This is a genomic window from Methanosarcina acetivorans C2A (assembly GCF_000007345.1).
GTDB classification, from domain to species: Archaea; Halobacteriota; Methanosarcinia; order Methanosarcinales; family Methanosarcinaceae; genus Methanosarcina; species Methanosarcina acetivorans.
Window position 1 is genome coordinate 2,212,436 of sequence record NC_003552.1, and the last position, 15,244, is coordinate 2,227,679.

Consider the following 15,244-nt stretch of genomic DNA (forward strand, 5'->3'; position numbering starts at 1 on the left):
TGCCAGCCAGAAAAACTCCATTACCACCACCAATAAACAGCTGGCTGGAGAAAAACTGTGAACCCGCAGGATCTGTCATGAACCCTTCACGAACCCCAACAAAAGAATAACAACATCCATCCGGATGTAAACCGACCAAAAATTAAGCTAAAGCGGGTTTCAGAAAAATATACAGTACCGTGAATACCCGCGAATACGGAATACATAAAATGGCAAAAGCCTGAGATGGCTAAAAAATAAAAAACGGCTAAAAAATAAAAAACGGCTAAAAAATAAAAAATGGCTAAAAAATAAAAAATGGCTAAAAAATAAAAAACGACTAAAAAATAAAAAACGGCTAAAAAATAAAAAATGGCTAAAAAATAAAAAATGGCTAAAAAATAAAAAATGGCTAAAGTCTGAAAAGTTAAAGTGGAAAAATAGTCCAAAAAACATAAAACCTCCATAAAAGGATCTCGGTAAGGTTTTGAGGGAGCCTTACTGCGATTCCTTTGATTCTAAAACTATTTTCCCAATCAATTTACTTATTTATGTTATTCTTATTTCTATCGCTTGTACCTTAGTTTCGTTTACTTTAGGTTTTTTTTACCTTGGTTTTGTTTACTTTAGTTTTGCTTATCTCAGTCCTCTTGCCGACTTTCTTTCCTGTTCCCTATTTGCTTTCGATAACAGTTATCATGGTTTCTTCAAACTGTTCTTACCTTTTTCCTTTTATTTTTCAATATCTGCTTCTATCTCCAGCCTTACCATCCTGATGTGGACATATCCCTCATTATCCAGAGGGTGAAGTTTGATAAAATTAACTGCAAGCTCATCTATGAATTCCTCTTTCAAATTCTCGGGCACCCTCTGTGTAAATGGGTGCCAGGTTGAGGCAAACCAGCCAGAAAGCCCCTCTTTTCCCTTAAGAGTCATATCTTTTGAGTACAGTTCCGCTCTCCTGACTGAAAACCCTGCATTTTTGAGCCATTTTCCATATTCTTCAGGCCCGTAAAAACCGTATGGAAAAACAAAATTTCCAAAATAAGGGCTCCATTTCTCATCTTCAAGCATAGAGTTAAGGACCAGAAGGACTTCCGCAGCATTTCCCCTTCCCCCAAACTGGGCAAGCAGCTTTCCTTCGGGCCTCAGGCTTTTCAAAAAGCCTTTCAGGACGGTTTCGATGGCTTTTGGTTCCTTTATCCAGTGAAGAGCAGCATTCGAAAAAATAACATCGAATTCGGATTCAAAAGGCACGTTTCCTGCATCCATCAACATGAAGGAAAGGTTCGGGAACTGCTCTTTGGGGTAGTGGTTTTTTGCAAAACAAACCATTGCTTCGGAAAGGTCAATTCCAAGTACAGAACCTTCAGGCAGTCTCTTTGCGATTTCGGCACTGAGTTTTCCATCTCCGCAACCGACATCAAGCACTCTTTCGTTGCCTTTGAGAGGGAATTTTGTGAGGAGTTCAATCCCCCAGCTTTTCTGGGCTGAAGAACTGAACGCATAAAGCTCGGGATTCCAGCAGTACATGAAAAGACTCTACTCTGTCCCGAAATATAACTTTGGGTCTTAAAGAGAAGAAAAAGGCTATGAAAATGAAAAACTATACAGTAAAAGAGGCCATACAGGCAAGAAAAAGAATCTGGTGAACGGGAACTACCCTGTTATGGTTAAATTTTTTTGATGTGTTTCTTGGGTGTGCTTCTTGGGTGTGATCTTGTAGATGTAGGTAGGGTAGGTCCGTTCACTGTCCTAAATTCAAAATTCTTGACGGGCTATATAATTATTTTGATACAATTATAGTAAATGCCCTTTTTGTGACATTATATGACAATTTTAGTGGCTCAAACGGATATTTTTTCCAGGAATTACCCTTTCATGCCATAGGTCGGGGGTATTCTTTCCGGAAAACACATTGAAACAGGCTGTCTCAAAACTCAAACCATTTCTACAATTGGATAATGAGCAACGTTGAATTTAAAAACAAGACCACCTAAATTAGAGAAATTTACACATGAATTAACCTTGTAGTAGAAAAATTTGACACAATTGTAGAATTAACTTTAGTTTTGAGACAGCCTGGAAAGATGTTTTTTGATCTGTCCTTTTCAGCTACCTTTATTCGGAACTTTTGTCGCCGCCTTTAGTCAGTATTTTTCAGCTACCTTTAGTCAGTATTTCTCATCCACTTTTATTCGGCACTCTTTTCAGCGGCCTTTCTTCGGTACTTTTTTAGCCAGGCTCTTCATATTTAGATTTCCGGTATTTTTCTCCGTGGTTTTTTACAGCTTTTTCTTCCCCAACCTGTTTATACTATGAAGTTTTTTCCTATCTATACATTAGAACTAATTCAATTATAATTTCCAATATCAAGATCACAAGGAGACTTACAATGAGAAGCGCCATTATTAAAGAGGGGCCTGAACGTGCTGCTAATCGTTCCCTCCTGAAAGCAACCGGGGTTACGGATTCGGAAATGAAGAAACCGTTCATAGCGGTTGTCAATTCCTGGAATGAAATAGTCCCTGGCCATATTCACCTGGATAAACTTGCTGAAGCTGTTAAAGCCGGGATCAGGAACGCAGGGGGAGTTCCTTTTGAGTTCCATACCATAGGAGTCTGCGATGGGCTTGCAATGGGGCATGAGGGTATGAAATATTCCCTCCCGAGCAGGGAGGTTATAGAGGACACGATCGAACTGATGGTCAGAGCCCACCAGTTTGACGGAATGGTCCTTATCCCTACCTGTGATAAGATCGTGCCTGGACATCTGATGGCAGCAGGCAGGCTTGATATTCCTGCCATTGTTGTAACCGGAGGGCCAATGCTCCCAGGATACGTGGATGACAAATACACCGACCTCATCTCAGTCTTTGAAGGGGTCGGAGCCTATAGCGCAGGCAAACTTTCCGAAGCCGAACTTAAAAGGCTTGAAAACCTGTCCTGTGCAGGAGCAGGTTCCTGTGCCGGGATGTTTACTGCAAACACAATGGCCTGCATGACTGAAGCCCTCGGGCTGAGCCTACCCGGCTGTGCAACTGCCCATGCAGTGGATGCAAAAAAGGTTCGTATTGCCAAGGAATCCGGAGAGCGTATTGTTGCGCTTGTAAAAGAGAACCTGACCCCGAGGAAGATTGTTACTCAGAAGTCCTTTGAAAATGCCATAATGGTCGATATGGCAGTCGGAGGAAGCACAAACACCACATTACATCTTCCTGCCCTTGCCCATGAGTTCGGGCTTGAGCTGCCCCTTAAGACCTTTGATGAACTGAGCAGGACAACTCCCCACCTGATTTCCCTCCGACCCGGAGGTCCCAATTTCATGTTGCACTTCGACAGGGCAGGCGGAGTCGAGGCTGTCGTGCAGAGGCTTGCTTCAAAACTCCACCTTGACCAGCTTACAGTCAACGGCAAAACTATCGGGGAAAACCTGGACGAGCTTGAAATAGTTAACCCGAAGCTGAATGCGGAGATCATTACAACCCTCGAAAACCCAATCCATGCCGAAGGAGGAATTGCAGTCCTCAAAGGCAGCCTTGCTCCAGACGGCTCAGTTGTCAAACAGGCTGCAGTTGACCCGAAAATGCGCGTCCATACGGGTCCTGCAAAAGTGTATGACTGTGAAGAAGACGCCATGAAGAGCATCCTTGCAGGAGATGTAAAACCCGGAGATATTGTCGTTATCCGGTACGAAGGCCCCAAAGGAGGACCAGGCATGCGCGAAATGCTTGCAGCCACAGCCGCAATCGGAGGCATGGGCCTGCTCGAGTCCGTGGCTCTGATAACTGATGGGCGCTTCTCCGGAGGTACCCGCGGGCCATGTATAGGGCATGTCTCTCCTGAAGCCAGCGAAGGAGGGCCAATAGGGCTTGTAAAAGATGGGGACCTTATCGAAATCAACATTCCTGAAAGGATCCTGAATCTGAAAGTCACTGAAGAAGAGCTCGAAAAGCGTAAAGCTGCCTTTGTGCCCCCTAAAAAAGAGGTCACGGGTTACCTTGCCAGGTACCAGCGTTCCGTCCATTCCGCAAACACTGGCGGAATAGTGGACTGAAGCAGTCTAATATTTTATTTTCACGGAGGACTATTCTCCGTTTATTCTTTTCTGAATTAATGGATTTTCTTTCATTTACTCTATTTTTTCCTTTTGTGAAGGGCCGCCAGACAAGCTGGCAGGAGCGCTTATATGTATTTGTGAATTTAAATGCGGTTTCCGGGGTAAGGAGAAACATTCTTTGGACAAAAGGAAGACAGTTCTGAATTCAGTGTTTTCCTGGTGACAGTATGGATTCGCATGTTATTCTCTTCTTGTGCTGAAGACGAGACTTTAGCTCTGAAATGAGCAGGGCAGAAAAACAAAAGATTCCAGATTTGGATGTTCTGGATAATATCACCCGATTAATCAGAATCACCAGATATTCTTAAGAGCAGAGTATACTGCTTCCGGGAAACGTTTATAGCGCCTGAAAACTATCTTTGGTTTAGCTCTGAATTCAAAGCCATTTATTCAAAGCGAGATATTCAAACTTATTTATTCAAACCAACAGTTTAAAACCAGTATCCAAAAACATCTTTTATTGGGAGATTCAGGAGACTGAAATTCTGGAAGTAGAGGGGTTATGTTCAATCTGCGGGCGCCCGGCTAAACTTCATACCTGCCCTTTATGCGGAAAACTCGTATGCAGTCAGTGCATGGATCGCAGAAAAGGAATCTGTATTAGTTGTGCAGGCGGGAGAAAAGGTTCGGTACCCGGCCCGGGGGAGACCGGGATATTTAAGTAAAAAATCAAAAATCGAAAATGAATTTCGGGAAGAGTAGCCTGAATTTTGAAGCACTTATGAGAGATTCCTGCCTACAGGCTTACTTTCTTCTGGCTTATTTTCATTAGCTTACCAGCCGTGAATTTCTCCTTCAGGTTCTTCCTCATCATGGTAAAAACGGAATTCTTTCTTATCGGTATCTTCTGCAAACACAAATTTCTCGTCGATTCCTATTTTTGCAAATGTAAGCGCATCATCCCCATCTCTCACAGCTGGCAGGATATCCAGATCTACATGATCCCTGATACCGCTTTCCGGAAGAAAAGCCGTAATGATGAACCAGTCAATTCCTCCTGCATAGTCTTTGCTTACATAACGGCTGCTGCCTGGCGGAATCTTGGTAGCTTTCTGAGCTATTTCGGTCCCGTCAGCCCGGTAAGCCACAAAACGAATGGTATGGTTTGTTTTATTCTTTATTATAGCCATTATACTACTCCCCTATCTTAATCCGCTGGGAATTTCCCATTTTAAGGAATTTTATCTAATGTATCTAATTCTGGAGAGTAAATACTTTCGGTTGCAAAAATTTGGTGGTCCTGTATTAATTAGTTGATATTATTCAGATATCTGAAACTGGGATCTTTTGTTTTTCGATTCTACTCCTTGCAGGGCTGAACTTTTCCCTTCCACAACGCAAAAAAGAAACAGGTGAATTTATGTCTTGACCTGGGGGACCTTATTAAAATTCATAGGTAAATATAAGCGCCTCCGCCAGCTTGTCTGACGGCCCTTCACAAAAGGAAAAAACCGAGTAAATGAAAGAGTAAGAAAGACTGCATATCTGCCACTTTAACCTTTTTGATTCTATTTCTCATTCACAAGCGTCTACAGAATATGTCATTTTCTAACTACTGTTTTTCTTCTTTCTTCCTTACTCTTTTCTCACGAGGAAAGCCGCTCTCCTGCGTCTCTTTATTTTACCATTGTTTTTAAGTTAGTCTGCTTGAGCGGAGCGAAACAGACCGCGTACTCCCGAGGCGCAATTCGGGTGGTGCAACTCTTCCGGAACAGGAATGACACGGTATAACGTATAAGGCTATATGGGGCAGAATTCAGAAGTTTGAGTCAGAATTGTTTTTCTTCAAAAGTATCAACCATGTAAAGGTGGACGATCAAAAATTTGGAAATATTTTTTCACGATTTAAAAATGCATTATCTTTGACTACAGCCGCTGCTGTTTAATCTGGTTTTTTTGCAGCTCAATCAGCGCGCCATTTTATCCAACCTGTGTGTAACAGATAAAAAAAGTAATTCCTGTAGAGCAGCTCAGATTCCTAAATATTAATTATATAGCCGACTGCAACCGAAAAAAAGAGAAAAGGACCGGCTAGTGAGAAAGAATCAAGCTAGGTATTCGAACAAATTAAACCAGCAGGTTAATCGGGTGCCTGCTTGCGGGTTCTATATCAAGGTCAGCCACAGCTTCTGCAATCATGATATCGCTCATTGCAGCCATAGGGAAAACGTACTGGGCATACTCTATCGGCCCGTAGAGGATGAAGTCCCCGGCAGCCGCCTGCTGGAGACAGGTAGAGCCTACATCGCAGATCTTATACAGGACAGGGTTCTTTTCCTTCTGCCTGTTCAGCCAGTTCCAGGCTGAGGGAGCATTGTGAATTCCCGAGCCTGTGGGATATCCCCATTTTGCCTTAGCAGTAATTGTCATCCTGAGGGCTATTCCGGCTCCGTTTCCCATGGGAGTGATACTCGGATCGATAAGTTTGTTTACGATTCCGCATCTGTCTGCAATTGAGAGCAGACCCTCTTCCAACAGCCCTGCTCCTGTTTCAAGCATTTCCATCCTGCCCCGGAGGGAGGAGTCCATTGCATTAAAACCGAGGATAATAGAGCTGTCAATATCGGACTGTGCAAGAGCCTCGATTTCAGAAGTAGTTATGCTCATGTTTATGGAGTTGTAAACCGCCCGGTCTGCAAGCCCTATTTCACTCACATACCGTGATGCATGTGCACGCACTGTCCCTTCGGGAGAATCGATAAGAAAAGGAGATTCTGATACTTCTGCAATAAAATCAATGTAGCGAGTGATGCTTTCCTGAGTTGTGCCAAAGATATGGACCATATGAGGATTCCCGGTCATATCCGAACCCACTTCCTGCAAGTTTACGAGCTTCTCGGCAGCGATCCGATCAAAGAGCCCTTTTGCAGCATCTTCCACGATTTCGTGTTTATTGTAAAAAATAGTCCCTGCAAGTAAGGTAGGCAGTTCTCCAGGCTGTCCGCCTACCTTTATCCCTGCAATGTTAGCAATTTCCTGTTCTTTCTGGAACTTAAACATCTTTACGCCCTCAAAATCCACACTTCTCAAAATACATTTACTTCTTATACTTACTTCTTATGATTAATTCCCTTACTTCTTGTGACCAACTTGCTTAATTGGATTCCCGGTTTCTTTCTTATGATCTCAGGATTCGAATTAACTTTCTTAATTACAAGACATCCATATAATACATACTAATTAAAAATATATTTTCAAACTGACATCATTCTTGAGAGAGGAATCTTCCTGATGGAGAATCCAAGGCTTTTCTGCCTTCAGAGGCTTTCTGCCAGGCAGATAATTCCTGCCATAGAATCCATTACGAGTTCTTCTGAAATTATCACATCCCCCGAAGAAGGAACCGCAAAAGACGCCTGCCTTTTTTTCGGGGCGCAAACAACCACTGGCTCTTCAGGGTATACTTCGCCCTTATCCCTGTAATCCTCAACAATCTTTCGGATCTCTTCGGGGTCATTTAACCCTATTCTGTCCAGGAGAGTTACCTGCCGCTGGAAACGGTCTACTGCTTCTCTGGAGATATTTTCTATAAAGGGAATAGCCCCCTGCGACCCTACAATTCTGCCTTTTTCGTCAATCCCGTTTGCATGGATTGCAAGCAGAGAATGGCCTGCCAGATGGCCCCTTGACTCGGTTCCGCAGACGAGCACATACCGGATATTGGAGTTTGAGATTACGTTCACGATTATTTTTTCTACACCCAGGTTTTCAGTCTTCGAACTTCCCCAGATAGCTGCATTGGGGAAAGCCTCGAGGTGGCTTGCAAGGGTTACGACTGCAATCCTGGAATCCGGTTTTCCTGTGACATAGTCCCCTCTTACAGGGGGCCAGTTCTCTGCAATGGTCTTCAGCGAATCACCTTTTTTCTTTCCTTGTGAAGATAGGAGAGGGCACTTGCAAGCATGATTGCTTTTGTGAAATGTCCGCCTACCCTGGATGTGTCAACAAATACGTAATCGTCCATTAATACCGGAGCTCCGAGCCCGTCGCCTCCGCCGAGGAAAGCAATGGTCCGGAAAATAAGGTTGCCCGAAATTCCGTCAGGGGCAACGATAAAGTTTGATTCCTTTATTGCGTCTTCAATAAGAATTGTATAGTGCTTGGCATTGATTCCGAGTCCCAGAGCCCTTGCAGCTACGAATTCCCCGTCTGCGAGGGTTCTGTCCACACGCCTGTCCCTTCCTAGATCTCCTATCCTGCCCCCGGACAGCACTCCCACTACAGGCTCGACTCCCAGCCTCCTTATGTGCTCTGCACCAAGGATAATCATACGGAGTTTGTCTGCAATCGTGTTTCCTTCGTCTATTCCGACAGGAGCGAGAAAAAAGGGGGTCTCATCCGCGGTCAGAAGAAGAGCAAGTCGGCAAACCCTTTTCATACCCAGGGCTTCTTTGAGATTTGAAAGGGTTCCGGACGCCTTTGCAGTGCCTCTTATGGCAGCATCCACCTTTCTTGAAACCAGGAGTTCGGAAAGGACTTTTTCGGGGTCTTTAGTATCCACAACCTCAAGGTCTGTCCCGATCCTGTCAATCTCTTTTTTGTCTCCCACAAGGACAACCTGTGCATATCCCAGGACCTGAGCTCTCCATGCACTCTCAAGAGTTTTGGGATTCGGGTCCCTGATTCCCATAGCTACTCTTGCCCTGTTCATTCGGGCTCGTGCTTCGATAGCCTCGAGGAGGGCATACATGCCGTTCTTTTCCATATCTATCCAGACTTTTATGTAAGATTTGAAGTAGTTCAAAGAAAAACAAACACAAACATTAATTAATTTTGCCCTTCCCGAGTTTTGCCAGCAGAGTTGCGGCTCTGCAGTACGCTGTCCTTTTCGCTCCACTTCGTTTCGCTCAAGAGGACTACTTAATGGGTCTTAGTAGCAAGATGTGCTCAAAAGGACTAACTTTTGGGCAGTTAACGTTGTTTAGGGTGGAGGAATGAATTATATGTTACGTTTTTTTCCTGAAATGGGTGCTGGAAAATGTGAGGATTGAGTTTCTTGAAGAAAATGCAAGATTGAAGCACAGGATCTGGTCGGCAGAACTCCGGGTTGAAAACCTTGAGAAAATAGTTCATTCTAAAATTTTCCTGAATCAAAACAGAATTAGCGGGAGGTTGATAGAACTTTTCGAAAAAAGGGATTATGAAGCAATAGAGGAGTATCTGAGTGAAGTTCTAACTCTTGAAACGCAGATAGAGAAAAACGGGAAAACAGTAGAGGACATCGAGGAAATTGTACTTGCAGAAGGGGGTTTGAATGGAAGATGGCTGTGTATTATCATTCAATACTTCATGCCAAAAGCATGAAGTATTGTGTATTGGACGCGTTGAACAAAAAGAACAGTGTTCCTAATGGGCTGAAGTTCTTGCAGCTGAGAAGTACTACACTGAAAAATCCAGGTATGAAAGGGGAGTTCAGGAAGAAGAGGACGAAGCCAAAGCAGAGGAACGGAAGGAGCTGTATAATCAACACAAAGAGACTCCTGCCGATCAAGTGAACGCTGGAACAATTGACTGGAAACAGATTGAAGGCGTTTTCGATATGAGGTCTGACAGAATCGCAAAAAATTACGTTACCTCTCGTATTAAATAAGAGGGGCTAATCTGTTGCATGAACTGTGCAAAGTGGACCAGGGATGAGATCTGCAAGGAATCTAAACAAAGTACTGACGCTTCGTTCACCTGCAGAAACTTCTCAAAAAGGTGATACATGAAATGACGACGCGGCAGATACTCTGGATACTAAACCAGCATCCATTCCATTCCAGACTTCCGGATCAAACACCCGGGCCCTGAAGCGTATAATTTTCCTTCAGAACCTGTTCATAATTCTCCTTGAGCTGATCCCAAAACTCAAAAATCGCTTCGTTGAATCTCGATATTGGAATAATCAATCGAGCTATTGATTACGAAAGTAGTTATGAAACTCTTATGCATGTGGAAATAATATTGTTTTTGGGATAGGCTCCTTGTATAGGACTCATACTGGAAACCACCTGAGCCGAATCCGTAAGCTCATTATATGAACAAGACCGAGTGTATCACGCAGGTTCGTATCCTTACCTTAAGGGTCAGATGTGCGATTGGGTCTCTGGTGAAAGTGAATCACCTGATAGAATCGATACTCTTGTATGGACAATCACGGAACTGATGGGAAAAGAACCTCACGTACAGGCTGCTATGACCTGGGACGGCGTTGGCGTGGTAGGGAGGTTTCAGAACATAAATAACATGAAAGCATTGATTAAAACATGAAGATTATCTGTAGATGCGGACAGATAACAGAAGCAGACAACATAGAATGTGATCTCGGGGGCTTTTGTAGTACTGTAAGTCATTTATTCGTGTGCCCTAATTGTGGAGAGGTATATTACATTTCGATCACTCAAAAGAGATCTCACATTGTTGAAGTTAACTTTCCTTTTTATAGTCGGTTTCCAAAACCGACACCATAAAACTTTTTTCATTCTTCAAATCTATCATTTCTCCAAAAAAATCTCAACTCCCTCCCGTCGGTGCGACCCTGGGTCAAATCAGTTCTGATGAGTATGCAAACTACACCAGAACGTTAGACTGGCTTAAAAATACAAAGAACAAGATGCCTATAACAACAAGATGCCTGTAACAGATTCGGCTCTCAGGGAAGACTCTTTCAACGTAGACCCACTGATCAAGGGCACAATTGTTCCTTATGAAGAACGTTTTGTTGCAGGACTATAACATCAAGACTGCCGACAATAAACGGTTTGTTCAGGCAACAGATGACATCACTGCTTATCTGAAAGAAATCGCTTTGATGGAGGCCTTCCGGGAAGATGCCAAGGACCTCCTGATCCTGACAGGTCACAGTTACTGGCGCCGGGACTATTAGCCAGGATCTGAGCAGCTGGCAAGACTGGCCAAGCTAGATCCTGCATCCATGAAGACCTATACTGATCCCTGGGACAGCAATATTGTTGCATACTATCAGCACGTCGAGGTTCCGGAAAGTTAGACCGTAGACTCGACTACAAAAACAGTGGGTTGCTGGTTTATCCCTGAAGGCTTCCTTACATCCAGGGGGAGTTCGAAGATGAAAAGGCAAGGGAGATTTTCGACCAGCTCGCACAGAAGTATAAGATTCAGGACAAGCAGAACTTCAGAGTATATTCGGCCGGTAGGATCATTGCCATGCACAGAGTCAAACCTGGAGATCCTGCCTCACCTGGAGATACTGTCCCTATTGACAGCGTAGTTCTAGCTATCCAGCTGAAGAGATTGCTCCTCGTCAACAGCTCTAATCTTGTTTTCAGAGTTCTCAGCCCGTTCATTCATGTTGTTTCTGGAACACTTTTTGAGATTACTGATTACGAAGGCAACAAGAGACCGCTTGCAACTCCTGAAAGTACTAACGCTTTTTCTATATGATCAGCTACGGATAGTACTCCCCGGATGTCTTCTTTTTTGGAATTCGTCTATTTTCCATAAGTGGCCTTGAGCTTGCGGTAGATCTAGGCAGCGTAGGTAATTGAATATTATAAAAATCTCTGACACCAGTTAATTTAGCTTTTACAGACATCGGGGCAATGTCGGAACTTTCAAGCGATTCCCGAAACTCGCGCAACTCATTGAAAATTCGTCTTTCCCTCATCAACTTATCGGATCTGATATCTTCTTCTGACTCTATGATAATTTGTTCTGGAGTCTTCCCTACGATCTCGGTGTAAGCTCATAAGCTGTCGGTGTACCCTTCTCTGGTTTTTTTCTTTGCACCGATACCGGACAGCCAATTTTTTATATACGAATCTTCAATTAGTTCTTTAGTATTCATGCTGTTTTCACCTACTCACTAACTTTATTAATTTAGATAAGGTTTCATATAAGGAAATTTTCTTATTGGTATGGTTTAAGATGATGTCGGCAATCGAATGGGCTGAAAAATACCGACCCCGGACCCTTGAGGATGTCGTGGGGAACAAGAAAGCAGTGCGGGATTTCAGGGCATGGGCTGAGGAATGGCAGTCCCGGATTCCTGAAACGAGAGCAGTGATCCTCTACGGGCCTGCAGGGATAGGAAAGACTTCAAGTGCTCATGCTCTGGCCAGGGATATGGATTGGGATGTTATCGAACTCAATGCGAGCGACCAGAGGACTGCAGGGGTTATTGAGAAGATTGCTGGCTCTGCAGCGTCAATGAATACTCTTTTTGGGAGCAAGAGGCTCATTATCCTTGATGAGGCGGACAATATCCACGGGACTGCAGACCGGGGCGGGATGAGGGCGATTTCCGGAATCATAAAAGGAACACTTCAGCCGATTGTGCTTATTGCAAATGACATTTATGGGTTAACACCCACAATCCGGAACCTTTGCCTGGAAATAAAGTTCGGATCCGTACAGAGCCGTTCTATGGTCCCTGCTTTGAAAAAGGTCTGTGGGGCTGAGGGAGTTTATTGCAGCCAGGAAGCTCTCCTGCAGATTGCAGAAAATGCGGGAGGAGATTTCAGGAGTGCCATAAATGACCTTCAGGCTGCAGCGAGCGGGAAGGAAAAGCTCGAAGTTGAGGATATCGGGACTGCGGGCAGGGATGTCAAGGAGAATATCTTTAAGGCGATGCAGAAGATCTTTAAAAGCACTGACTGTAAAAAGGCGCTTGAATCGGCATACGGGCTTGATGAAAGTCCTGAAGACCTTGTGCACTGGATTGATGAAAATTTGCCTATCCAGTATGCTCGCAAGGACGGAAACCTCGAAGATATAAAGACGGGATTTGGCTACCTTTCAAAAGCAGACCTCTATCTGGGACGTGTAAAAAAGCGCCAGAATTACAGGATGTGGAGATATGCCAGCATGCTCATGGTCTGCGGGGCTGCCCTTTCAAAAACAAAACCGTATCCGGGCTTCATCAAATATCAGCAGCCTTCACTCTGGAGACGGCTCGGACAGACCCGTTCGAAGCGGGACATGCGGGACAATATTGCTTCGAAAATCGGGGAGCACAGTTTTGAGTCAATGCACTACTCCAGGAACAACCTCCTCGGGCTTTATTCCCGCATGCTGAAGGACGAGGAATCTGCAGTGGAAGTTACCGCAAATCTCGGACTTGAGCTTGAAGAACTGATGTACCTTACAGGAAGTGCAAAGGCAAGCAAAAAACTGCAGAAAATTTATGACAAGGCGCAGAAACTTCTTGAAGAGGGTAAGAATGAAACTGCAGACCCGGACTTTTTTAAGGCTCCTGTGCCTGCAGTGGACAACAAGCAGAGAACCCTCAGCTGCCCTGTTATAATTCAGGAGGAAGAAGAGAAACCTCAAAAGGAAGGTTCTGCCGGCAAATCTGATCCTCCTGGCCCCCACAGCTCGGAAAGAAAGCAGAAAACCCTTAACATGGGATTTGACTCCCTGCTTGAGACCTCCGAAAAGAAAGAAAATTCGGAGAAAAAAGAGAATTCCGGGTATCTACTGGTGGATGATCCGAAACCTGCAGAAAAGAATTTATTTTCTTTTTCCCCCTCTCTGCTGGAAAAGAAAAACTTTTCCGAATCTGTAGAGCAGAAAACCTCCTCTAAGCCTTCGAAAAAGGGGAATCCGGCTAACAATGAGCCTTCAAAACAAAAGATATTGGATAAAGTTACACCTACCGAAAGTGTGCAGGATAATGCAGGAGATGGGGCAAAGAAAGCCGAGCCTAAAAACCAGAAGACACTTTTTGACTTTTAAATCATTATAGAGCGTTAATCGCTTATTTTTTTCCGGGTTGGAGAATTCGGAAAAATTCTTTTTTGTTTGCCTCACACTTTCTTTAAAGCTTCCTTTCTGAAGAGAGCCATCTCAGGCAAGTTTAAGCTTTGCATCTTACTCTGCTTCAGATTTAAAAGGACAAGGGCACAGGTTGGATTTTTTGCTATTTATACAGCGGGCAGACGGATTCGGAGCTTACAAATAATACTTACTGCTGCTAAAGAGAAATTGAAGTTTTATGTGAGCGGAACTGAGAGATTGACTTGAATGAAAGAAGAAGTTGCTGGTGGCGGGGGAAGTTTGGACTGGAGTTCGCTCACATATAATACAATATAATTGTAGATATAAAAACTTTTTTAATATATTTATGGAATATTGGTTTGTGCCTGATTTCAGGCATTTTGAAAGCAAAGTTCTCTCTTACTCCTCTCTTTTTTCATCATGCTCTTCTATTTACTGGTAATCTTATAGATTTTCTGGTTTCTCCGACCATTTTTCTGGATATATTCCAGTTACTAAACCTTTATCCCAGCCATTAAACCGATATCCCGGATGAAAAATTTCAAAATAGTTAAGAAAAGATGAGATGATAAAGAAAAGTTAAGAAGAGTCTAACAATGTTAAGAAATGTTGAGATCATAATGCTACTATCGAACAAAGTTGAGAAAAGAGTCGAGAGAAAAGTTCGTGAGCGGGTTTGGGGAGTTTGGGGAATAGTTGGGGGAATAGTTGGGGAATATGGGTTTGGGGTTATACTATGGAAAAGAGGCCCGCTCACTAAGCATGAGTAGATATTACATACTATAAATAGCTTTCGATAATATTCATAATAAATTATAATTACAGTCTGATAGTGGTTTATTTCTCAAACCGTTTCTCAACATAGTTTTTCTCTGGAAAATAGGCGTAATCCGGCCAAAAAAATCAGGGTTATTAATGACACTGTAGGAAACACAGGTAGGAAAGAATAGTACTGATCTTACGTTTGCTAAACATGAGCCACCCGAGTTGTGCCACCCGAGTTGTGCCACCCGAATTGCGCCTCGGGAGTACGCGGTCCTTTTCGCTCCACTTCGTTTCGCTCAAGAGGACTACTTGATGGGTTTGCAGTGAAATTCGCTCAAGGGAACAACTGGTTGCAGTAGCGAGCTTCTTTCAGAGGGGCCTAATTTTCAGTCGATTAATAATTAAGTATTACTTGATATCACCCTGAAGTCCTCTTGAATTCGGAAAAACTGAATTGAGTTATGGATTGGTTTTTACGGTTCCACCGAATAAATATTTCATGAGAATTTAGTGCCTTCCGGATAGTATCCTGAAAATCGTATATTATAAAAAACAATATAATTAAACAAAATAAGTAGGTTATATTAGAAGAAGTATGAGCGGGTTGGGGAGTATGAATTGGGGTGTTGGGGGGTTGGGGTT

General features: G+C 43.4%; 14 protein-coding genes. 8 read left to right on the plus strand and 6 right to left on the minus strand.

Annotated elements, in window-relative coordinates; all coding sequences use genetic code 11:
• Positions 1 to 711: 711 nt before the first annotated feature.
• Positions 712 to 1,512: a class I SAM-dependent methyltransferase gene (locus MA_RS09365; RefSeq protein ID WP_011021804.1), complete on the minus strand. Its 801-nt coding sequence runs from the start codon at positions 1,510 to 1,512 to the stop codon at positions 712 to 714.
• A gap of 862 nt (positions 1,513 to 2,374) precedes the next feature.
• Between MA_RS09365 and ilvD the strand changes: the two genes are divergently transcribed.
• The gene (gene ilvD, locus MA_RS09370) at positions 2,375 to 4,036 is read left to right on the plus strand and encodes a dihydroxy-acid dehydratase (protein WP_011021805.1); all 1,662 of its coding nucleotides are present in this window, start codon (positions 2,375 to 2,377) and stop codon (positions 4,034 to 4,036) included.
• Between the two features lie 836 nt (positions 4,037 to 4,872).
• Here the strand turns inward: ilvD and MA_RS09375 are convergent.
• The 4 genes from MA_RS09375 to mtxX all read right to left on the minus strand — a co-directional run bounded on the left by MA_RS09375 (position 4,873) and on the right by mtxX (position 8,804).
• Positions 4,873 to 5,229, minus strand: a complete 357-nt coding sequence (locus MA_RS09375; RefSeq protein WP_048065221.1) for a hypothetical protein — start codon at positions 5,227 to 5,229, stop codon at positions 4,873 to 4,875.
• Positions 5,230 to 6,166: 937 nt separating this feature from the next.
• Entirely contained in the window at positions 6,167 to 7,099 is a 933-nt protein-coding gene (gene mtrH, locus MA_RS09380) for a tetrahydromethanopterin S-methyltransferase subunit H (protein ID WP_011021807.1), read from the minus strand.
• 257 nt (positions 7,100 to 7,356) lie between these two features.
• Positions 7,357 to 7,950: a tetrahydromethanopterin S-methyltransferase subunit A gene (locus MA_RS09385; RefSeq protein ID WP_011021808.1), complete on the minus strand. Its 594-nt coding sequence runs from the start codon at positions 7,948 to 7,950 to the stop codon at positions 7,357 to 7,359.
• Positions 7,947 to 8,804, minus strand: coding sequence for a methanogenesis marker protein Mmp4/MtxX (gene mtxX / locus MA_RS09390; protein ID WP_048065223.1), 858 nt, complete (start codon positions 8,802 to 8,804; stop codon positions 7,947 to 7,949). Before mtxX ends, MA_RS09385 begins: the two co-directional genes overlap by 4 nt.
• A gap of 263 nt (positions 8,805 to 9,067) precedes the next feature.
• Between mtxX and MA_RS09395 the strand changes: the two genes are divergently transcribed.
• From MA_RS09395 to MA_RS26780, 4 genes are all read left to right on the plus strand, one after another.
• The gene (locus MA_RS09395; protein WP_011021810.1) at positions 9,068 to 9,403 is read left to right on the plus strand and encodes a hypothetical protein; all 336 of its coding nucleotides are present in this window, start codon (positions 9,068 to 9,070) and stop codon (positions 9,401 to 9,403) included.
• An 11-nt stretch (positions 9,404 to 9,414) separates the two neighbouring features.
• Positions 9,415 to 9,594: a hypothetical protein gene (locus tag MA_RS26775; protein WP_157860143.1), complete on the plus strand. Its 180-nt coding sequence runs from the start codon at positions 9,415 to 9,417 to the stop codon at positions 9,592 to 9,594.
• Between the two features lie 538 nt (positions 9,595 to 10,132).
• Positions 10,133 to 10,351 carry a hypothetical protein gene (locus MA_RS09400; RefSeq protein WP_011021811.1) on the plus strand — a complete coding sequence of 73 codons (219 nt, stop codon included), beginning with the start codon at positions 10,133 to 10,135 and terminating at the stop codon, positions 10,349 to 10,351.
• 451 nt (positions 10,352 to 10,802) lie between these two features.
• Positions 10,803 to 10,967 (plus strand): hypothetical protein, encoded by a 165-nt coding sequence (locus tag MA_RS26780; RefSeq protein WP_157860144.1) that lies wholly within the window; start codon positions 10,803 to 10,805, stop codon positions 10,965 to 10,967.
• Positions 10,968 to 11,086: 119 nt separating this feature from the next.
• Here the strand turns inward: MA_RS26780 and MA_RS09405 are convergent, their stop codons facing one another.
• Positions 11,087 to 11,272: a hypothetical protein gene (locus MA_RS09405; protein WP_048065225.1), complete on the minus strand. Its 186-nt coding sequence runs from the start codon at positions 11,270 to 11,272 to the stop codon at positions 11,087 to 11,089.
• Here MA_RS09405 and MA_RS09410 point away from each other — a divergent pair.
• The 3 genes from MA_RS09410 to MA_RS26785 all read left to right on the plus strand — a co-directional run bounded on the left by MA_RS09410 (position 11,267) and on the right by MA_RS26785 (position 14,607).
• Complete coding sequence (locus MA_RS09410; protein ID WP_011021812.1) at positions 11,267 to 11,503, plus strand: hypothetical protein; 237 nt, start codon at positions 11,267 to 11,269, stop codon at positions 11,501 to 11,503. The two genes, MA_RS09405 and MA_RS09410, sit on opposite strands and share 6 nt — an antisense overlap.
• 483 nt (positions 11,504 to 11,986) lie before the next feature.
• Positions 11,987 to 13,795 carry a replication factor C large subunit gene (locus tag MA_RS09415; RefSeq protein WP_048065226.1) on the plus strand — a complete coding sequence of 603 codons (1,809 nt, stop codon included), beginning with the start codon at positions 11,987 to 11,989 and terminating at the stop codon, positions 13,793 to 13,795.
• A 638-nt stretch (positions 13,796 to 14,433) separates the two neighbouring features.
• The gene (locus MA_RS26785; RefSeq protein ID WP_157860146.1) at positions 14,434 to 14,607 is read left to right on the plus strand and encodes a hypothetical protein; all 174 of its coding nucleotides are present in this window, start codon (positions 14,434 to 14,436) and stop codon (positions 14,605 to 14,607) included.
• Positions 14,608 to 15,244 lie beyond the last annotated feature (637 nt).